Annotated in this window: 17 protein-coding genes; 13 read left to right on the top strand and 4 right to left on the bottom strand. The window is 54.0% G+C overall.

Annotated elements, in window-relative coordinates:
- Positions 1-4 precede the first annotated feature (4 nt).
- Genes AC1EK1_RS06935 through mnmG form a run of 4 tightly spaced genes read right to left on the bottom strand, consistent with a single transcriptional unit; the run spans position 5 to position 4,490 of the window.
- Positions 5-337 carry a nucleotide pyrophosphohydrolase gene (locus AC1EK1_RS06935; RefSeq protein ID WP_480306374.1) on the bottom strand — a complete coding sequence of 111 codons (333 nt, stop codon included), beginning with the start codon at positions 335-337 and terminating at the stop codon, positions 5-7.
- Entirely contained in the window at positions 334-786 is a 453-nt protein-coding gene (dtd, locus tag AC1EK1_RS06930) for a D-aminoacyl-tRNA deacylase (RefSeq protein ID WP_480306373.1), read from the bottom strand. Before dtd ends, AC1EK1_RS06935 begins: the two co-directional genes overlap by 4 nt.
- Complete coding sequence (gene uvrC / locus AC1EK1_RS06925) at positions 783-2,603, bottom strand: excinuclease ABC subunit UvrC (RefSeq protein ID WP_480306372.1); 1,821 nt, start codon at positions 2,601-2,603, stop codon at positions 783-785. Before uvrC ends, dtd begins: the two co-directional genes overlap by 4 nt.
- A gap of 21 nt (positions 2,604-2,624) precedes the next feature.
- Positions 2,625-4,490, bottom strand: a complete 1,866-nt coding sequence (gene mnmG / locus AC1EK1_RS06920; RefSeq protein ID WP_480306370.1) for a tRNA uridine-5-carboxymethylaminomethyl(34) synthesis enzyme MnmG — start codon at positions 4,488-4,490, stop codon at positions 2,625-2,627.
- An 844-nt stretch (positions 4,491-5,334) separates the two neighbouring features.
- On the opposite strand from mnmG, the gene AC1EK1_RS06915 reads away from it, so the two are divergent.
- The 13 genes from AC1EK1_RS06915 to AC1EK1_RS06855 all read left to right on the top strand — a co-directional run bounded on the left by AC1EK1_RS06915 (position 5,335) and on the right by AC1EK1_RS06855 (position 21,223).
- Positions 5,335-5,943: a DUF3575 domain-containing protein gene (locus AC1EK1_RS06915; RefSeq protein ID WP_480306369.1), complete on the top strand. Its 609-nt coding sequence runs from the start codon at positions 5,335-5,337 to the stop codon at positions 5,941-5,943.
- A gap of 17 nt (positions 5,944-5,960) precedes the next feature.
- Positions 5,961-7,361 carry a hypothetical protein gene (locus tag AC1EK1_RS06910; protein WP_480306368.1) on the top strand — a complete coding sequence of 467 codons (1,401 nt, stop codon included), beginning with the start codon at positions 5,961-5,963 and terminating at the stop codon, positions 7,359-7,361.
- Positions 7,358-8,323, top strand: coding sequence for a FimB/Mfa2 family fimbrial subunit (locus tag AC1EK1_RS06905; protein WP_480306367.1), 966 nt, complete (start codon positions 7,358-7,360; stop codon positions 8,321-8,323). The genes AC1EK1_RS06910 and AC1EK1_RS06905 overlap by 4 nt, the downstream gene beginning before the upstream one ends.
- Positions 8,324-8,368: 45 nt before the next feature.
- A complete protein-coding gene (locus tag AC1EK1_RS06900; RefSeq protein ID WP_480306365.1) occupies positions 8,369-9,817 on the top strand; it encodes a fimbrial protein in 1,449 nt (482 codons plus the stop codon).
- Between the two features lie 7 nt (positions 9,818-9,824).
- Positions 9,825-12,146: a fimbrial protein gene (locus tag AC1EK1_RS06895; protein WP_480306364.1), complete on the top strand. Its 2,322-nt coding sequence runs from the start codon at positions 9,825-9,827 to the stop codon at positions 12,144-12,146.
- Between the two features lie 275 nt (positions 12,147-12,421).
- Entirely contained in the window at positions 12,422-13,924 is a 1,503-nt protein-coding gene (locus AC1EK1_RS06890) for a potassium/proton antiporter (protein WP_480306363.1), read from the top strand.
- A 36-nt stretch (positions 13,925-13,960) separates the two neighbouring features.
- Positions 13,961-14,791, top strand: coding sequence for a diaminopimelate epimerase (dapF, locus tag AC1EK1_RS06885; RefSeq protein WP_480306362.1), 831 nt, complete (start codon positions 13,961-13,963; stop codon positions 14,789-14,791).
- A gap of 62 nt (positions 14,792-14,853) precedes the next feature.
- Positions 14,854-16,065 (top strand): LL-diaminopimelate aminotransferase, encoded by a 1,212-nt coding sequence (locus tag AC1EK1_RS06880; RefSeq protein ID WP_480306361.1) that lies wholly within the window; start codon positions 14,854-14,856, stop codon positions 16,063-16,065.
- A 163-nt stretch (positions 16,066-16,228) separates the two neighbouring features.
- Positions 16,229-16,939, top strand: a complete 711-nt coding sequence (gene pepE / locus AC1EK1_RS06875) for a dipeptidase PepE (protein WP_480306359.1) — start codon at positions 16,229-16,231, stop codon at positions 16,937-16,939.
- A gap of 11 nt (positions 16,940-16,950) precedes the next feature.
- A complete protein-coding gene (locus AC1EK1_RS06870; RefSeq protein WP_480306358.1) occupies positions 16,951-17,520 on the top strand; it encodes a DUF1599 domain-containing protein in 570 nt (189 codons plus the stop codon).
- 11 nt (positions 17,521-17,531) lie between these two features.
- On the top strand, positions 17,532-18,770 hold the full coding sequence (locus AC1EK1_RS06865) for a BT_3928 family protein (protein WP_480306357.1): 1,239 nt from the start codon (positions 17,532-17,534) through the stop codon (positions 18,768-18,770).
- Between the two features lie 56 nt (positions 18,771-18,826).
- Positions 18,827-19,585, top strand: a complete 759-nt coding sequence (gene tpiA / locus AC1EK1_RS06860; RefSeq protein WP_480306355.1) for a triose-phosphate isomerase — start codon at positions 18,827-18,829, stop codon at positions 19,583-19,585.
- Between the two features lie 261 nt (positions 19,586-19,846).
- Positions 19,847-21,223, top strand: a complete 1,377-nt coding sequence (locus AC1EK1_RS06855) for a hypothetical protein (protein WP_480306354.1) — start codon at positions 19,847-19,849, stop codon at positions 21,221-21,223.
- The last annotated feature ends 33 nt before the right edge of the window (positions 21,224-21,256 follow it).

Raw genomic sequence — 21,256 nt, 5'->3', positions numbered from 1 at the left:
GTTATTACTTTAGCTTTGGATTATCAATATGTCTGTGGTGGTCACGTTTGGTTTTCTTGTCGATGTTTTTCTTGATCGCTTCTGTGAGGTCGCAGTCGGTTTGGTTTGCCAAGCAGGTGACGACCCATAGGATGTCTGCCAGCTCATCTGCGAGTGCCTCTTTGGATAGGTCATCGGTTGCCTTGGCGGATTGTTCGCCATAGGTGCGTGAGAGGATGCGAGCGACTTCTCCGACCTCTTCGGTCAGCTGAGCCAGGTTGGTGAGGGGCGAGAAATAACGCACACCATATTTGTGGATCCAGTCGTCCACAGTTTTTTGTAGCTCCACTAGTGTCATCGCTCTGCTCTACTGTCCAGGAGGATGGTTACCGGTCCGTTATTGGTGAGACAAACTTGCATGTCTGCCCCAAAGATACCCTTTTGTACGGGGTTGCCCAAGGCTTGGCTCAGCGTTTTTGCCACTGAGTCGTAGCGTGCGGAGGCCAGTGTTGGCTCTTCCGCTTCGATATAGCTAGGACGATTGCCTTTGCGTGTGTTGGCGAGTAGGGTGAATTGGCTGACGAGTAGGAGCTCACCGTTTACTTGGGTGATGTCTAGGTTCATGACACCATCCGGGTCGTCAAAGATTCGGAGCTTGAGTATCTTTTTTATCACGTAGGCTTCGTCTTCATCAGTATCTCCTCTCTGTACACCGAGGAGGATCATGAGTCCATTTTTTATGGCCGAGATGCGTTTGCCGTCCACGGTGACCGAGGCAGAGGTGACGCGCTGTATGACTGCTTTCATTTGTTTTGAGGGTTGTTGAAGTATTCGTATACCGTGGCTCCCTTTTTGTTGCCGATTGCTTGTTGCAGCTCCTGTAGGGTGGCCGATTTGATTTGGGTAACGCTTCTGAAGTGCTTCAGTAGCTTTTGTTTGTTTACGGATCCTATGCCGTTGATATTGTCGAGAGCGGACTGTGTACTTCGCTTGGATCGGAGTTTGCGGTGGTAGTTTATTGCGAAGCGGTGCACCTCTTTTTGGATTCGCTCGAGGAGGTAAAAGACCTCGCTGCGTTGCATGATTCCCACCACGGTTGGTGGATCACCATAGAGTACTTGGTTGGTATTGTGTGTCCGGTCCTTTGCAAGCCCCATCACCGGTATTTCCACGCCCACTTCTTGTAGGGCTTTTCGGACGGTGCTCATCTGTCCTTTTCCGCCATCAGTGATGATGAGATCCGGCAGATCTTGCTTCTCCTCCAGTAGTCTGGTGTAGCGTCTCACGACCACTTCGTACATTGAGGCATAGTCATCGGGGCCTTCCACTGTGCGGATGCGGTAGAGGCGGTAGTCCTTTTTGGAGGGTTTTGCTCCCTTGAATACGATGCACGATGCCACAGGGTCGGTGCCAGATATGTTGGAGTTGTCAAAGCTCTCCACGTGATAGGGTAGTTTGGGCAGTCCTGCCGCTTGCATGAGGTTGCGCAGGATTTGGGTGTTTCGTTGTTCGGGGTTGAGCTTTTCTTGCTGTTTTATCTTATCTTTTTTGTACTGCTCTACATTTTTGATGCTTAGGTCAAGCACCTTGCGTCGGTCACCCCTCTGTGGTGTCGTAATCTTTAGTCCGGGAAAGTCTCCAAAGTTGGGTAGAGTGTCGACGATGAGTTCGTTCACCGGTATCGGAGTGTCGGCTATGAGCTCCTGGAGGACGGTCGCAAAGAGTTCGTCCTCTGCTTCTTCGATTTGTCGTTTGTACTCGAGTGTTCGGCCGGCTATGATGTTCCCGTCACGCAGGAGCAGGTAGTTGACGAAAAAAGAGTCTGTGTCTGTCCCGTACGAAGCCACGAGTGCGTTTCCGATCACGTTGCTGATGATGGTGCTTTTGGCTTGGTAGTTTTCGAGTGCTTCGAGGGTTTGCTGTATTTCGATTGCTTTTTCAAAGTCCAGGTCTGCACTGGCCTCCAGCATTTGTTCCTTGAGGGTCCTTGCGACCTCCCCTATACGTCCTTCCAGGATCTGCCGTGCTCTCTCGATGTTTTGGTCGTATTCCTCTCTACTCTGTAGCCCCACACATGGTCCCAGGCAACGGTCGATGTGGTACTTTAGGCAGACTCGGTATTTGTTGGCTTGGATGCGCTCCGGGTTGAGGTTGAGGCTGCAGGTTCTGAATCTAAAGATCCGCCTAAAAAGTTTGCTGAGGGTCCACGCCATGGCTCTGTTGGGGTAGGGACCATAGTAGGTGCTCCCATCTCGCTCCGGCTTGTGTGTGACCAGTACCCGCGGATATGGTTCGTTTTTGATGCAGATAAAGGGGTACATATTCCCCTGCTTGAGGAGGATATTGTAGTGGGGTTGGTGTTGTTTGATTAGGTTGTTTTCCAGGAGCAGAGCGTCATGTTCGGAGGCGACAACCATGTACTCTATGGTACAAAAAGTACGGAGTAGTGCTTTTGTTTTTCGGCTGTCCGGGTCTCTGTTGAAGTAGGACGAGATCCGTCTTTTTAGGTTCTTGGCTTTGCCTACGTAGATGACCCTATCCTCTTGGTCACGGTAGAGGTAGCATCCGGGTTGATCCGGTATCAGGCTTAGGTTGTCTCGTATCTCTTGCTTGCGTAAAAGCATGGCATTGTTTCACGTGGAACATTATCGTCCCATCAAGACCAATAGTATATTGATGTCCGAGGGGGATATGCCCGGTATTCTGCTGGCTTGCCCGATCGTGGCCGGGTCTGTCCGAAGTAGTTTTTCCCGGGCTTCGGTGGATAGTGCGTGGAGCGACGAGTAGTCAAATCTACCACGTATCTGTATGTCTTCCAGTCGCATAGCCTTCTCTGCCAGCTTGCGTTCGCGCTCGATGTATCCGGCATATTTTACCTCCGTTTCTGCCGACTCTTGCACCTCCTCACTGTATGTTTCGACGAGGTTGGGTACAATTTCGCTGAGAGCCTGTATGGATATGGTGGGTCGGGTGAGTATTTGCTTGACCTTAGTCGCTTGCTTGAGGGGCGTGCTTCCGTGTCGCTCGAGCCAAGCGTTGGTTTCGGCTGTTGGTTGTAGCGATAGGTCCGATAGTTGGTGTAGGAGTTGATCTCGCATCTGTCTCTTGGCTACGAAGTGTGCTTCGCGTTCTTTGGAGACCAAGCCTAGTGCCATTCCCTTGGGGGTCAGTCGTTCGTCAGCGTTGTCTTGGCGGAGTAGGATGCGGTATTCGGCTCTGCTCGTAAACATGCGGTAGGGTTCGTCCACCCCCTTGGTGACGAGGTCATCGATCAGCACGCCTATGTACCCTTCGTTTCGTGCGATTGTGAAGTCACTTCCGGCACCTTGTGCGCTCAGGTGTGCGTTGATCCCTGCCATGATTCCTTGTCCGGCCGCCTCTTCGTAGCCGGTGGTGCCGTTGATCTGCCCGGCAAAGTAGAGACGCTTTATGGCTTTGGTCTCGAGCGTGTGGTACAGCTGTGTGGGGTCAAAAAACAGGTACTCTATGGCGTAGCCCGGGCGTAGGATGTGTGCGTCCTTTAGAGCCGGTATGAGCTTGATCGCCTCGGCCTGTATGGCGAGGGGCATAGAGCTGCTAAATCCATTGACATAGTACTCGGTTCCATCCACCCCCTCCGGCTCGAGGAATAGCTGGTGGCACTCCTTTCCGGCAAAGGTCGTGATCTTGGTCTCTATGCTTGGACAGTAGCGAGGTCCAATGCTCGTGATCTGTCCGTTGTACAGAGGCGAGTCGGCGAGGTTGTCTCTCAGTAGTTGGTGTACTGCGGCATTTGTATGGCTGATGAAGCACGACCTGGCCTCCAGATCGTGGTTGGAGACTGATGGGAGGTAACTAAACTTTTGCCACCCCTCCTCTCCCTTTTGCTCCTCACATAGGTCAAAATGGATGGTCCGGCCATCTAGACGCATAGGGGTGCCGGTTTTCATCCGGTCGGCTCTAAATCCGTAGGCGATCAATTGTTCCCCCAAGCCATGTGATGCGGGCTCGGCTATGCGTCCACCCTCAATCTGTGTCCGGCCGAAATGCATCAGGCCGTTGAGAAAGGTGCCATTGGTCAGGACCACCGCATGAGCCGAGAAGGTGACCCCCAGCCTAGTCTGTACACCCTGCACCTCACCGGCCTTGATCTCCAGGCTGACTACCTCGTCTTGCCACAAGTAGAGGTTGGGGGTCTGCATCAGCGTCCGCCGCCAGAGGTGCGAAAAGTGGTTCCGGTCGTTTTGCGCTCTTGGGCTCCACATGGCGGGGCCTTTGGAGCGGTTGAGCATCCTAAAGTGCATCGTGCTTCGGTCGGTGATGATTCCGATCTGTCCGCCCAAAGCATCCACTTCGCGGACGATCTGTCCTTTGGCGATTCCCCCTATGGCCGGGTTGCAGCTCATCTGTGCGATGGTGGCTAGGTCCATGGTGATCAGCAGTACCGAGGACCCCAGTCCGGCTGCCGCATGGGCCGCCTCACAGCCGGCATGGCCTGCGCCCACTACTATGATATCGTAGGTTGTCTTCATCTGTTTCTTCTGGTGAGACTTTGCCCGAAAGCACTTTACTTTTTTGCCCTCGGCGGTCGGATTTGGTTGCGTGTGTATGTTTCTTTGACCTCCCCACCGGTAGCGCTACGTCGTCCGGTCATCTCTGTATTATACAAAGGTACTTATTTTCTCCTTTTGTCACTTTGTGCAACGGGTGGGGCAAGTTGTTGGTTGACTCGCTTTGCGATTAAAAAGGTGCCTCCAAAAAGCAATTTTTGGGTCCGAAAAAGGACTTTTTGGTGGTGCTGATAATCAGGGGCTTACAAGGGGTCTTGAGTTTCACGGATAGAAGCGAAACTTTTCACGGATAGAAGCGAAAGTTTTCACGGATAGAAGCGATTGCTCCGCAATGATATCCGCCTGTCTGCCAAGACAGTAGACGAACATTCCGGGAGGTGAAAGATCAGCGTGCACCGCCGACCCGATTCCTTAGGCCACAGAGACGGACAGATTACAACAACAGACCTGCTCGTCGCCGAAAACCACCAAAAAAATAAAAAAACAAAAAACAAAAAATAAAAAAAACAAAAAAGACACGGAATCCTCATGCATTGTTGATAAAACTGATTATATTTATGCGCAGCAAGTAAGTAACAAGCTAAATATCAGAAACTTTAGACGCTTGCTACTCTGTTCAAGACATTGTTGACCGGTCTAAATTTATGAAAAAGATCATTTCTCAGCTCCCAATCGTCAAGTGCAGATTGTTGGGACCGGCCATCGGGGGAGACACCATTCTTTCACCATTCCGGAGGACGACCATCTTTTACCTCTGAACTTAACTCGATCAACCATATAATATAAATAATCATCCATAAAGAACATGATTAAAACTTCGAACCGTATTTTATTCGTACTACTTGCGGTATTTGCACTATCTGCAGGTGTCGCAGCACAAGAGGTGGGGCTCAAGACCAACACCCTCTACCTGGCTACCTCGACGCTCAATGCCGGTCTGGACTTCCGGATGGCAGACAAGTGGAGCGGGTCTGTACACTTGAGCTACAACCCCTGGCAGTTTGGCAACAAGGCAGTGACCTGGGCAAACGGCACGACCGTCGATGCCAACCCCAAGCTCATGCATTTCCTTGTCATGCCCGAGATAAAGTGGTGGCCCTGCCGGGTATTTGAGCGGCACGCCATCGGGCTGCATGGGATCTATGCGGCATACAACGTTGCGGCACTCCCGTTCCCCAAGCAGCTCAAGGATCACCGCTACCGAGGCGACCTCTACGGTGTCGGACTCTCCTGGGGCTACCAGTGGGCGATGGGGGATCGCTGGGGTCTCGAGTTTTCTCTCGGAGCCGGATACCTCTGGACGAACTATACCAAGTACGAGGCTGGTGCCTGTGGAGCTGAGCTGGGACGAGCCGGCAAGGGCTTCTTTGCCCCGACCAAGCTGGCACTCAACCTCATCTATTTTCTAAAATAACGCAGACGATCTGAATCATGAAGAAATTACTCAACATACTTTTACTCCTGGGATTTGCTTTTCCTGTTTTTGGACAGGAGGTGGGGACTTTCTGCAAGGGTGCTTCTGTGAAGGATGGAGCACTGGACTTTACCGTCACGATCCCCGAGGGAGTAATCAATAGCGATGAGATCCTGATCGTCACCCCTATGCTCGTGACCGAGCAAGGGATCGAGGTGGAGCAAAAGCCGCTCCTCTTCATCGGGAAGAGCCAACACCCGTACTACCGTCGCGCACGCGCCCTACAGGATCACGAGGTCTATATCGATCAGACACCCTACGCCTCTGCTGTCGTGGAGCGTCGGAAGGCAACCGGTCTGGACTACCATATACAGGTCTCAGATGTGCCGACCCTCCTGAGGCTCCGCTACGAGGTTCGCGACTGCTGCGATCTACGGTTGCTGGGTACAGAGGAGATCACTCCGGAAGTGCCGGGAACCGTGATGACAGAGCAACAACCCTTTACCTTCACACTGGAAGATAAGATGATCTCTCCCCTGCTGGCAGCGCAGAAGGTGAGCCGAAAGATCCAACACGAGAATGTCGAGGCGCGGTTTCACTACCTTTTTGACAAAGACCGGCTCCTCAAAGACTTTAGAAGCAACAGCAGCGAGATCGAAAAGGTCCAAAGAGCGATGGGACACCTATTCACCGACAAGGACATGTACACGATCCTTGAGGGGGAGATCGTCGGCTATGCCTCACCGGAGGGTGGCGCAGAGTACAACCTGGACCTATCCCGGAGACGTGCCGCCAGTGTGAAGAAGTACTTCACCGAGCTTTACCCGGAGATGGCGAACTTTTCATCTACCGGAAGAGGGGACAACTGGGAAGGCCTCAAGAAGGCGCTCCAAAGCTCATCCTACGGTGATAAAGAGGGACTGCTCCGACTGGTTGAGAACAAAGACAAAGAGGGGTTGAAGAGACATCCGGACTATGCCGACCTCATCCGGGACGTCTACCCGCCCCTCCGTCTCTCCACGCTCGCCATCACCTACTCCCCACGCCACGTCACTCCGGAGGAGGCTAAAAAGCTACTCTTCACCCACCCCAAGGACCTCTCGCTGTACGAGTGCTATGAGGCGGTAGAGGCTCTGGCGATGGAGGGCAGGGACAGACTGGAGCTGCACAAGCTCGTCCTAAAGGGACACCCCGAGGATCCGATTGCGCGGATCAACTTCAGCAGCGTGGCACTCGCCAAGGGAAAGACAGACGAGGCATACAGCGCACTCAAGGACCTCAAGAATGACCCCCGTGCAGCCAACAACCTCGGACTGGTTTACGCCCTCCGTGGAGACTACGAGAGCGCACGCACGTACTTCAAGAAGAGTAGCGAGCCGGTAGCGCGCGAAAACCTCACCAGGATACAGGATCGATGATGAAACGGCTGCTCTATCTACTTTTGTTGCCGGTGATACTTGCCGGCTGCATCAACGGACTGGACGACTCGCGTGACCTCTGCTGCTCCAATGCTATCGTACACTATAGGTATGTGCGTTATGCCAACGACGAGTATCGTGAGTTTGTCCACGGGATGCGACACTTCCTTTTTGGGCAGGATGGGATCTACATCGGAGAGGTGCCAAGTAATCTCGCCAACCCACAGGACTTGGAGCTCAAAGGACTGGCGCAGGGAAAGTACACCATCGTCACGGTGGGCAACGCCGGCACAGACAGCAAGGGTGAAAACACCATGCTCTCACCCCTCGAGTCGGGCAAGAGCAAGCTGGCTGACTTCCGGCTCGCTCTTTACGGCACCGATCAGCTGAGGCGTAATAGCGAAGAGCTCTTTTGGAACACGATCTCCGTTGATCTCACGGATCGTAAGAAGGAGCGGTACACCGCCGACCTCGCCAACATCCACTGTCACCTGCAGTACAGAGTGGTCTGGCAGGATGCTCCCGAGCTGGACGGCACCTACCGGATGGAGATGACCGGCGCAAGCGATGGCTACAGCCTGGATCCCACAAAGGCGTCTCCCGAGATTACCGTCAACGCCCGGCACGGGATCAAGCACCTCTTCCCCAAGCACTCCGACCGCCTCACCGGTTACGAGAGCAAGACCGACCTCTTTCAGCACCGGCTGGAGGGAGAGATCGTATCGCTACGATACAGAGATGACCGCATCCCTACCATCAGACTATTCCACGGAGACCAAGCGATCACCAAGCACATTGACCTCGGCAGAGTCTTTGCTGAGTGGGGTTGGAGACCCGACAAGCGGGCAGAGCAGATCTACCGCATAGAGATACGCATCAATAGGGACGGCTCCATCACGATCCGACCCTGGAATGAAGTCACCATTGCGGACTGGCAACCCGGTGGGACTGTAGTAAAATAAACCAGAGAGACAATATTCATTATTATTCAACAGAACTCAACGAACATGAGAAAGATTACCAACCTAAGCATGCTTGCCCTGGTATCCCTCACACTCGCTATTGCCGGATGTAGTAAAGAAAACGACTACACTCATCCCAGCCAAGAAGCGCTAGAGGGCACCAACAGCATCACCTTTGCGATTGCCACACCTGCCGGCGATCCTATTACCCTAAGGGCAGCCATCCACGACCAAGATGAGTGGGAGGTCAAGAGCCTGACGATGTACCAGTTCAACGCCGACGGCTCCAAGCTTACAGCGATTGAGGAGATCGACATGACCAAGCTCACTCAGACGGCAGATGCCGAGTACACCTACACCAAGGAGTTCACCAACAAAGACGCAGGCATCTATCGCTTCCTCTTTGTTGCCAACGACAAGGTGGCAGATGCGACTGTAGGCATGACCCAGGCAGACTTTGAGAAAAAGCTGATGACCCAAAAGCTCAAGGCCGACGGCACATCTACCTCCAAGGATCTGCTGATCGACTTTGGTGGAGTACTCCGTATCCCGATGAGCGGAGTAGCGACACACGGTGGATCGCAAAAGATTGCCACCTCCGGGACCACTGCGCCCGTGAAGGTAGAGCTGACCCGTGTAGTCGCTCGTGTAGATGTGATCAACCACATCCCCAACCTCGTCATTACGAAGATTGCACTGCGCAACACCAACGACCAGACCTCTGTCTTCCCGACCAAAGCAGCTGCGACCGGTGAGCTCACCTACGAGGCACCCGCAACAGTGACCAAGGTAGCTATGGCAGGCGGCTTTGCCGATATTCCAGCAGCAGGGCTGGCAGGTGTCGCTACTCCGGAAGGTGTCAAGCTCGCCAAGGCACTCTACCTCTATGAGGGTGTACAGCCTGCCAAAGAACAGGATGCGACCGCGATCGTCGTTACCGGTAAGCTCGGCAGTACCGATGTGGAGTACGTGATTCCCTTCAAGAAGTCTGAGGTAGGCTACGACCCCGTGACCGTCAAGCGCAACTACCTCTACACCCTGCGTCTGGGCGACAACACGCCTGCGACTCCGGATACCAATGTCAAGTTCACCATTGAGGACACGCCTTGGAACGCCGTCACCCTCAACCAAGAGCTGCAGGTCATCCGCATCGATTTCGACGGTCTTGACCAAGAGTACCACAAGTACTTCCCCGAGAAGCAGACCCTGAAGGTCAGTAACCCAAGTGGCGTGCACTACAAGTTCACCCTCTCCACGCTGTACAAGGAGCACACTGTATTCAAAGTGGAGGAGATTGCCAACCCTGTTCCTTCAAACCTGACGTACACCCTTGAGGACAACGTCCTGACGCTAAAAGTTAAGCAGATAGACCCGACAACGCAGAAAGCGTTTGAGGCGAAGTATAAAATCTGGAGCGATGCCAACCCCACTCATGTGGAGGTCCTGACATTTGCTTATGACCCTGATTTCGTAAACCCCGATCCTGCACACTAACTACACCATGAATAAATTCTTAAGACCATTATTTGCCACCCTCGTACTAGCTCTCACATTTGGAGCTTGTACCAAGGAGGATTTGAGTCTGCCCACCGTCCGCGGCGGAGAGGGCAACCACGTACAGTTCTCGCTCAACACCGGATCACTCCGGGCACAGGGCGATGAGACCATCACCCGCCCCACTCCGGCACTCGACCGCGAGAAGAAGATCAACGAGCTCTACGCCGTTGTGTTCAAGGCGGGCTCAGGGGTGTTCTACAAGACCATCAAGTGTGACCTCATCAGCGGCGAAGACTACAAGTTCGACTCCGAGCGTCCCGGTCAGTACTACTTCTTCCTCGTTGCCAACCCCGATGCAGGCCTCCTACAAAAGATGCAGGCAGGTCCGAACACCAAAGAGGAGCTGGGTAAGCTCATCGCAGAGCAGACCCCCGGCGACGACAACACTGCTGCCAGCTTCCTCATGACCTCCGAGCTGACGACGGTGACGACAAAGGCTGCAGAAACAGTGTCGGTGACCACGCCCATCAAGCTGGAGCGTGTCGCTGCCCGCTTCGACTTCTACAACCGCGTAGAGGACTTCGTGATCACCAAGATCACCTTCAAGAAGCGCTACACCACCACGCACCTCTTCCCTCAGGTCAAAAAGATGGATGAGCTCACCTCCACGGAGGACATGGTGTACGCTCCCACTGACGGTGCAGCCGGAGTGACGGCGACCATCTACGGCTACGAAAACGACACCCGAGGAGACACCTACTTCACCCTCGAGGGCACCTACAAAGGCAAGGAGATCAAGCCACAGGAGGTACGCCTGGAGAGCATGGTCGTCAAGCGCAACCACCTCTACAACATCTACCTCCACACTCCTGCCACCGGTGGCAACACCGACCCGAGTGATCCGTCTCAGGAGTTTGGCAAGCTGCCGTACCTCATCACGGTACTGGACTGGAACCAAGGTCAGGAGCTCACCATGTCCGATGACAACCTCCTAAAGCCCCTCTATGTAGACTTTACCGCGCACCTCGAGAACGCAGGCTACATGGATCCCTACCTCGTCAACTCCCCCAAGACCATCTACAGCACCACCAAGGAGGCTACGAAGATCATCCTCACTCTGGGCAACTACATGCAGGCAGGCACCATTGAGCTGGCTGACCCTGCTGCGGCTGCGGGCGTAACGCTGGAGGAGGTGCCAGGATCTGAGGAGAAAGACGCAGTGACCGGCAAGATCACCAAGAAGTACAAGCTCTCCCTGCCGGCACGCAACCGGTACGACAACTCCTCGATCGAAATAGCCTCAGGCTCCGCAACAGCCAAGCCTCACAGCTTTCAGGAGGTAAAGCTGGTGGCATACAATGCGCTCAAAAACGAGTCGGTGGAGTTTACCGTCAAGCACGGTCGCCCCAAGATGGCACCGGAGTACCTCACCGAGTACAACCTGGCACCTGTCTCCGGCTACGATCAGTCAAAAGCACTGACCGATGACCAGATCGCCAACCTCGCCTTTGCCACCTCACACAACAATGACAAGAGCGGGTACTTCAACCCCTTCCACAGTGTGCAGCAGCTCAAAGAGCTGACCATCGGTGGAAAGCAGTACCGCATGGCTAAGGACGGATGGGACTGGGCAAACTTCATCCCTTCCAGCCAGGTAAGGGGCAATAGCAAGTTTTTCTTTGTCGGCAAAACTGCCCAAGACGTCAAGGGGACACGTGAGGTGATCCGATACCTGCCGTGGAGTAAGGCCTTGAGTCCAAGATCCTTCTATCTGGATACCAAAGCGGACTACAAGACCTCCGCTGACAAGCTGACAACCTATGCTCTGCGCTTCAAGAATGATAAGAAATTTGGCAACCTTGAGCAGGTAGCCGTCAAGTACGAGTGGGTAGACTCCTCATCAGCGGACCAAAAGACTTTGCTTACCCCCACTGCGGATGCCAACACCACCGCACTCAAGGTCACCTTCAGGTACCTGGGCGAAAACTGGAACGGCGAAGTCGAGAGCATTGCCAACGATGACTTCTGGAGCAAGGACAACGCCTCCGATGTTTCCCGAATCTTCCCACTGGTGGGCTATCAGCAGCAGAGTAGCTTTAGGAATAGAGGTGTATTGGGCCGCTACATTTCGGTAGCGACACAGGACGAATATAAAGATGACGCTACTATGCCTTTCTATATCTCCTATGCTAAAATGGCAGACGTTAACTACGTGGATGGTACAACAACGGATTATTCTTCCGGGGGCTGGTGGGTCACCAAAGCGACCAATGCGGTGGACGGATTGACTCTGTTCTACCCGATCCGCCTCTTTGAGAACGAGTAATCACACTCAGTGACGAGCCGACCCCACCAGGGGTCGCCAAATGGTCCAAACCAATGGCGACCCCTAGTGGGGTCGTTTTATTTATTGAGGGCTATCGCTCTTCCCGGGGTCTTCGGCGCTTCGCGCCTCGACCGCCGGGGCTATTCTTTTTTTTGTTTGTACGAAGATCGGGAAAGTGTGGGCACATTTCATTATGTTTGCATGGAGTGGCCCTCATGGTGCGATGAGCGGTGCTCTGATCTTTTGTGCGTACCTAATAAAGAAAAAGAGATACTTTGAGTACCGAGCTATTACTTCTCTATGGATCCATCTTGGCAGTGGTGGGTATTGTCCTGAGCAAGGCGAGTTTTCGCTTTGGACTGCCTACGCTGTTGTTGTTTTTGGGGGTGGGGATGTTGGCCGGCAGTCTGGGTCACATTGAGTTTAATAGTCCGGAGACGGCTCAGACGGTAGGGATCATTGCGCTGACCGTGATTCTTTTTTCGGGTGGCTTGGACACGAGGTTGTCCGATGTGCGTCCGGTGATGGTTCCGGGTACGTTGTTGGCTACGGTGGGTGTGCTGTTGACGGCTTTGCTGACCGGTACGTTCATCTACTTTTTGTTTCAGGCCATTGGTCATGTGTCGCTTACTTTTCCGCAGTCGTTGCTCTGTGCGGCGGTGATGTCCTCTACGGACAGTGCCTCTGTCTTTAGTATCCTGCGCTCGAGAAATGTCCACTTGCGTCATAATCTAAAGCCGTTGCTGGAGTTTGAGTCCGGCTCCAATGACCCTATGGCGTACATGCTCACGGTGATTCTGGTGTCCATGATCCAGACGGGCAACCTCTCGATAGCGCATGGCGTCTTGATGCTCTTGATGCAGCTGGCTCTGGGTGTGATCCTGGGGCTGGCGTTTGGTCTGGCGACGGCGTGGTTTATCAACAAGGTGAACCTTCCGGCCGGAGCTCTCTACCCCATCCTGCTGTTGGCCTTGGCTTGTTTTGCTTTTTCGGTCACGTCTCGGCTGGGGGGCAACGGCTACTTGGCGGTCTATCTGACCGGTCTGGTGGTGGGGAATAGCAAGGTGGTGCACAAAAAGAGTATTGAGCGCTTCTTTGATGGGTTTCAGTGGTTGTGCCAGCTCATCATGTTCTTGGCACTTGGTCTCTTGGTGAATGTCAACGACCTAGGGTTGGTGGTTGTTCCGGCACTGCTGATAGCGTTTTTCCTACTTCTTTTTGGCCGTCCTCTGTCGGTGGTCTTGACGATGATCCCTTTTTGGCAAAAGTTTGGTACCAAGTCTGTCGCCTACGTGAGCTGGGTGGGGTTGCGAGGAGCTGTGCCTATCATCTTTGCCTGCTATCCTTGGGTGGCGGGTCTTGAGCATGCGCAGTTGTTTTTCAACCTGGTGTTTTTCATCACCCTCTTTTCGCTGATCATTCAGGGGTCCACGGTCAGTGTGATGGCCGAGAAGCTGGGGCTGATCGATGAGGATGTGCGCAAAAAGGTCTTTTCGGAGGTGGACCTCCCGGAGCAGATCAAGAGTACGATCTCGGAGATGATCGTGAGTGCCGGCATGATCGAGCGAAGTAATAAGCTGAAGGACCTGCCTATCCCGGATCATACGCTTGCGATCCTGGTGCAGCGTGATGGACACTTCTTCATCCCACGCGGTAGCACGGTGTTGGAGGTGGACGACCATGTGCTGGTAATCTCGGACGATGAGGATGCACTGGTGCAGGCGTATGAGGAGCTGGGGGTACATAGCTACTCACTGGGCGACAATGACCTTTTGTGAATGACTTTTTTTTATAAACGAGTGGTGCGACAGACAATGGCAGACACAGTACGTTTTGACAAGATGCATGGGCTGGGAAATGACTATATCTACATCAATGCCGATCGGTATCCTATCCGTGATCTCGAGGCGTTTGCACGTCGATACAGCGATCGGAGGTTTGGGATCGGTGGCGATGGTGTGGTGACCTACGGTCGAGAGGGTGGGGAGGTGTACAAGATGCGGATCTTCAATATCGATGGATCCGAGGGTCAGATGTGTGGCAATGCGATACGGTGTGTGGCCAAACTACTGTATGAGGAGGGGTTGGATCGCACCAATCCTCTGCGTATCGATACGGCATCGGGGCTGAAGGTCCTCCATCTGGTGACGGACGAAAAGGACCGTGTCAGCTCCGTCCGAGTGGATATGGGGCGACCGGTGCTCCTAGAGCGCGAGCTGAGTGTGGCTGTGGAGGGTGCCACCTATACCGGTATGCAGGTGAGTATGGGCAACCCTCACTTTGTCACCTTTTTGGACCAAGATCCGATGCAGTACCCCCTCGAACACTTTGGACCCCTAGTGGAGCGACACAGCCACTTCCCGGATCGAGTCAACTTCGAGATCGTCCGTGTGGAGGATCGTCACCACTTGTCCATGCGGGTGTATGAGCGAGGCTCGGGGCTCACGCTGGCCTGTGGGACCGGTGCCTGTGCCACTGCTGTGGCCGCTCTGGAGTCGGGGCTGGTGGAGAGTCCTGTGGAGATACGGATGCCGGGTGGTGCGCTGAGTATTGAGTGGAACGGTGACCCGATGGACTCGGTATTCATGACCGGGCCGGCCACTTGGGTCTATGCGGGGCAGGTGACGGGAGACTTTTTGGGGTGATAGGTGCGTGAACTTGCTTCCCCCGATTTGATACAATCAAGAGACGACACATAGTATAGGATATGAAAAAGATCAATACCAACTTTCAGCAACTCCGAGATAGCTACCTTTTTGCCGAAGTAAACCACCGAGTGCAGGATTACCTGCGTGAGTGCCCCGAGGCCCGACTGATCCGCATGGGGATCGGCGATGTGACTCTACCTCTGCCCAAAGCGGTGCTGGAGGCAATGCATGAGGCGGTAGATGATGAGGGCAGTGCCACCACGCTGCATGGCTATGGTCCGGAGCAGGGCTACGACTTTTTGCGTGAGGCGATCGTGGAGCACGACTACCAAGCCTTGGGCGTGGAGCTGAATAAGGACGAAGTATTCGTGAGCGACGGAGCCAAAAGTGATACGGCCAATATCGTGGACCTATTTGGCAACGATGTACGGCTGGCCATCACGGATCCGGTCTACCCGGTCTATATCGACTCCAACGTCATTGCCGGACGCACGGGCCGGCTGATGGAGGACGGACGCTGGAGCGGAATCACCTACTTGGACTGCAATCGTGAGAATGGATTTGTGCCCAAGCTGCCGGCCGCTCCGGTGGATGTCATCTACCTCTGCCTGCCCAACAACCCCACCGGTACCACGCTCACTCGCGACCAGTTGCAGGAGTGGGTCGACTATGCTCGGTCAGTGGACGCCATCATACTATACGATGGTGCGTACGAGGCTTTTGTGCGCGAGTCGGACGTGCCACGCAGCATCTATGAGCTACCCGGTGCCAAGTCGTGTGCCATAGAGTTTAGGAGCTACTCCAAGACAGCCGGCTTTACCGGCGTGCGCTGTGGCTATACCGTGGTGCCGATGGACCTGAAGGTCGGCAACGTGTCACTCAACGCCATGTGGCGAAGGAGACAGACCACCAAGTTCAATGGCGCATCCTACATCAGCCAGCGAGGAGCGGCCGCTATCTACACGTCGGAAGGACGACAAGAGGTACGCCAAAATATCGACTACTACCTCCAAAACGCCACTACGATACGCGAGGCTTTTCTGAAAGTGGGCTACGAGGTCTTTGGGGGTATCAACAGCCCGTACATCTGGGTCAAGACACCGGAGGCCTACCCTCAGAGTTGGGACTTTTTTGAGTACCTGATGCGCGAAAAGCAGGTGATTGGCACCCCTGGTGTGGGTTTTGGTAAGCAAGGTGAGGGGTACTTCCGCTTCTCCGCCTTTGGGACCACGGAGGCGACGAAAGCCGCGATGGCTCGTATCCTGGAGTAAGCGCATTGCCTCCGTCCGGCATCTCCTTCATTGTGCTGCCTGGCTCTCTGAGAGCGTCGTGTACGACAGCCTGGCTCGGTATGTTTGGCTATTTGAAAATATGGTTATCTTTGTTTGGATGACTTGGACAAGTCACTCCGACACACACTAGACCCCAATGGATATGAGACTACTACTGATCAGCAACTCCGCCTCACCGGGCGAGAAATATCTGGAAAAAGCCGGCGCAGACCTGGCCAACCTCCTCAAGGATGCCAAAGACAATGTCCTCCTGATCCCCTATGCCGCCGTCACCTACTCCTTTGACGAGTATGTGCGTCGAGTGAATGAAGCTCTGAGCCCCTATGATGTGGTAGTCCGAGGCGTGCATGAGGCGAGTGACCCCATCCAAGCGGTAGAGGAGGCCAGTGCCATACTGGTGGGAGGTGGCAATACTTGGCAACTCACACGTATGGTACAGGAGCAAGGGCTCATCGATGTGATACGCAAGCGGGTGCTTGACGGGGTCCCCTACTCAGGCTGGAGTGCGGGTAGCAACATTGCCTGCCCCACGCTGTCCACCACCAACGACATGCCCATCACAGAGCCGATGAGCTTTCACACCCTCAGGCTTGTGCCGTTTCAGATCAACCCCCACTACCTCGATGCGCACCCATCCAACCACGGAGGAGAGACTCGTGAGATGAGGATCCAGGAGTACATTATCGCCAACCCAACCACCTATGTCGTGGGGCTGCGCGAAGGTAGTCGTCTGCTCGTCGAGGGGGACAAGATGACCCTACTGGGAGCCAACCCCATGAGACTCTTTCACAATGGGGAGCAACCACGAGAGATTGAACCCGGGGCTGATGTCTCGTTTTTGCTCAATCCATAAGGTCCCAGGCTATGCACGAACAACCACTATCCCCCGACACCGCCACCCAGTACGACAAAGTGCTGGCCGAGTGCCAAGCCTTGTTTCGCAAAAAATTTGACGACTACGGAGCCTCCTGGCGTGTGATGCGCCCCACAGCTGTCACCGACCAGATATTCATCAAGGCGCAGAGGATCCGATCCATTCAAGAAAAGGGTCAGAGCCTTGTCCACGAGGGTATTCGGTGCGAATTTGTGGCGATTGTCAACTACGGCATCATGGGGCTTGTGCAGCTCGAGCACGGCTACTCCACAGACCCTGAGCAGGATCACCAGATCCTACTCAAGTGGTACAACGAGTATGCAGGCAAGGCCCGGAGGCTCATGCTCTCCAAAAATCACGACTACGGCGAGGCGTGGCGTACCATGCGTATCTCCTCCCTCACCGACATCATCCTCCAAAAGATCTACCGCACCAAGCAGATCGAGGACAATCGTGGGGCTGTCAGCGTCAGCGAAGGGATAGATGCCAACTACCTGGATATGATCAACTATGCGGCATTCGCCATAATCCGCTTGGACGAAGGTGCCGCCGAAGACTGATGACCTCGGGGATGAGACAAAATAGGACCCTTACCTACTGTGTACGACTAGCGCAGTACCTGGTTGGTACGGTGTTTGTACTCTCCGGACTCCTCAAGGGGATCGACCCTGTGGGGACCTCTTTCAAGATCGGTGAGTATGCCACAGCTTTTGGCATCCCACTCCCCGAGCAAGTGGCCCTGGTAGCGGCTGTCGCACTCAATCTCATCGAGACACTGCTGGGCGTGTGTATCCTGGGCGGTGTACGGAGACGACTTGCCTCACTGGCGATGCTCCTACTCATGCTCCCCCTGACCGCTCTGACCCTATACATAGTCATCGCCAATCCCGTGGCGGACTGTGGTTGCTTCGGTGATGCCATCAAGATCAGCAACCATGCCACGTTTTGGAAAAACGTGGTACTCCTCCTCGCCACACTCCTCCTATTCCTCTTCCCAACCCATCTCCACAGAGCGGTACCCGAGAACCGGAGCACAGCTGTCCTATGCGTGGCAGTACTGTTGATCAGCTACTTCAATATCTACCCCATCCTTCACCTCCCGGTCATCGACTTTAGGCCCTACAAGGTCGGTACAGACCTCGCTTCAGCAACCGGAACGGACGGTGTGTACGACTACCGATTTGTCTACACCAAGGATGGCGAGGAGCGGATTTTTGACTTGGACGAAGTGGCCGAGCTCGACAGCACCTGGCTATTTGTCCGCGACTCCATCACCACTGTGCGCCCACCGCAGGAGTCCCCCGTTGCCGACTTTTTGCTCCTGGATCGTGACGGCACCCCCGTGACCGACATGCTCACCACCCCACCGGCACGCGCGCTCCTCTATATCACTACCGATCTCCTCCGGCTGAGTGACCAAGACATCTCCTATGCACTTAGCTTGCAGACGCAGACCGGAGAACCGGTCACTATCGTCATGTCCAATTCATTTGGCGACCTCTCGACGCAGAGCAATAGGGTCGCACCCTTTGGACGAATCCTCTACCTTGACCGCACCGCTGCCACCACTGTCATCCGGGCCAATCCCGGGCTGCTCGTATTGGATCAAGGCAAGATCGTCCGAAAAACCGCCGCACGAGACCTCCCGCAGCTGCTCAAGCAAGCGACATTCAGGGCCAACCCCTATACCCCTGAGACCTCGGACGAACTGCTATACCGACGGGGGCTGACCTTTGGGCCCATACTTGCGGGACTGCTCCTGCTACTGATCATGGGCATATACTACCGTAAGGAATCACACGAATCATAACGTACTACGACTAATCATTTCAATAATAATAACCATACATTTAAGACCCTAAAGACATGAGAAAAAATGTAGTTGCAGGTAACTGGAAAATGAATACCACCCCCACTGAGGGTATCCGGCTGGCCGGCCAAGTCAAGCAAGAGCTTGCCACCATCACCCCCAAGTGTCGCGTCATCCTAGGCGTGCCCTTTACGCACCTAGTGGGTGTGGTGGAGGCCGTCAAGGGATCTGATATCCTTGTCGCCGCCGAAGACTGTGCGAGCGAAGCCAAGGGCGCCTACACCGGTGAAGTGTCCGCTGAAATGGTGGCTGACACGGGTGCCAAGCTCGTCATCCTCGGGCACAGCGAACGACGTGCCTACTTTGGCGAGGACTCCGATATCCTCAAGAAAAAAGTTCGCCTCGCACTCGACAATGGGCTGGAAGTGATCTTTTGCATCGGTGAAAAGCTGGAGGAGCGCGAAGCCGGACACCACTTTGCTGTTGTCGAAAAGCAAGTGAAAGAAGCACTCTTTGACCTCAGCGAGCAGGACTTTGGCAAAATAACCCTTGCCTACGAACCCGTATGGGCCATTGGTACCGGCAAGACGGCCACCAGTGACCAAGCTCAGGAGATCCATGCACACATCCGCAAAGTGGTAGCCGACAAGTATGGTGCCAAGGTTGCTGATGAGACGACCATCCTGTATGGTGGAAGCTGCAATGCGGGCAACGCTGCCGAGCTATTTGCAAAGCCTGACGTAGATGGTGGATTGATCGGTGGTGCCTCTCTATCGGCAGAGAAGTTCCTACCAATCATCAAGGCCTTCTGCTAAAAAAAACAGCCCCTATCGGAGCCCCCTTTCCCTAGGGCTCTACATCCGTGGATCATCCGCGGCTCTCAAAATGAGGAGGTGCCAAAACCCTTGGCACCTCCTCATTGCATGGGCGTATCCTAAAACTTCTTAAAAAAGTATATTCTTCTTGAGGGTGAGCAATTTATTTTCGGAAAAAACAGTATCTTTTCAGAGGATTTGGAGTCGATCCATGTCCGTATCCTAATTTTTTACTGTTGTACCAATAAGAGAAGGTCATGTATGATGAGTTGTAGAGGTTACTTTGTCAGGCAGGATCTAGAGGTGTTTGGCCATATTCGGCGGTCAGTTGCCTCCATTTTCCTAATTTTACTCACCGGTGTCCTCCCCTCCTGCAAGGATCGAGGAAGTGAGTTTGATGTCCCCGACCGGGGTATTACTGTAGGTGATGGCGTTTTGCGTGGGGTCACTCATCTGTACGGCATGGATATCAATCTATCCACCGCCATGCTCAAACGGCAAAACGACTACAAGATCGCTGAATCTGTGCCGTACCGATATACGTACGAGTACACAGCTCTGGACAAGAGCCAAAAGGAGATGGAGGTAAGTGGTCACATAGCCGGTGACAAGGAGGTGAATGCTGAGTACTATACGCTGACTCTTTTTGAAAAAACCATCGGTTACGACGAGGTGAAAAAAGATATGGTCGGGAAGGGGTTTGTCCTCACCTTTCATGTCGCTACAACGCCGGGTTCCGCTCTCACACCTATGACCTACAAGGGTAGTGCACAGGTGGAGCCAGGTACTTTTCATGCCTACTACAGCTCGCTGTACGATACCTCCAAGGGGCGAAACCGTGAGGTGCAATGCATGGAGGGAGAGCTGACAATCACCGCTGTCACCCCCACAGAGGTATCGCTCACCTACCGGATCCGGACGGGAAACAACAGTGAAATCACCGGAAAGTACTCCGGAGCCTATCGGACACTGGACAATAGATCCCCGTCCAGCCGAGAAGGCAAGGGGCTGAAGGTCTATGCCTACCGAGACAAGATCCATGTGAAGTCTGAGGCTTTTGATGGCAAAGGCAAGTATTTGGGCGGCGAAGACAAGCGGCACTATGCCTATACCCGTCTGAGCTCGGTGATCAACCTCGCCGCCGCAAAGGTCTTGACCCCAATGGATGCCAAGCGGGCGGGTGTCGAAGCTATCGACCTATTTCTGGTCGAAGATCCTGAGAATCAGGGAACCTACCTACTGACTCCTCCGATCAAACACCCCGTCCCGGCCATTGGCTACCCCAACAATAAAAAGGCCTTGGTCCCGATCGTCTTCCCGAACTATACCAAGTTCATGTCCGCTCCGGCCGGATTTAGTGACGAGGACTACCGCGATGCTGACAAGAAGGGCTTTTCGTTTGTGGTAGTGGATGAGGAGATTCGGATTACTTCGGGCGAAAAGAAGTTTATCCTCTTTCAGACCGCATCGGGCCAAAAGGGTGTGCTGCGGATCACCGGCTCGTTCCCGGCGGAGAATAAGCGTGAGCTTGTCTACAACTATGAAACGTTCAAGCAATACGACGAGGTGGATCGCCCCGGTGGTCTCATCGTGGACTACAAGTGTTTTGTGAGTCCGGTAGTCCCCAACATTGGCTAATCACAGAAGAAGCCACAATATCACTATTAGGCA

It is taken from the genome of Porphyromonas sp. C0026D3 (genome assembly GCF_056590775.1).
This window is presented reverse-complemented; position numbering and strand designations above follow the sequence as displayed.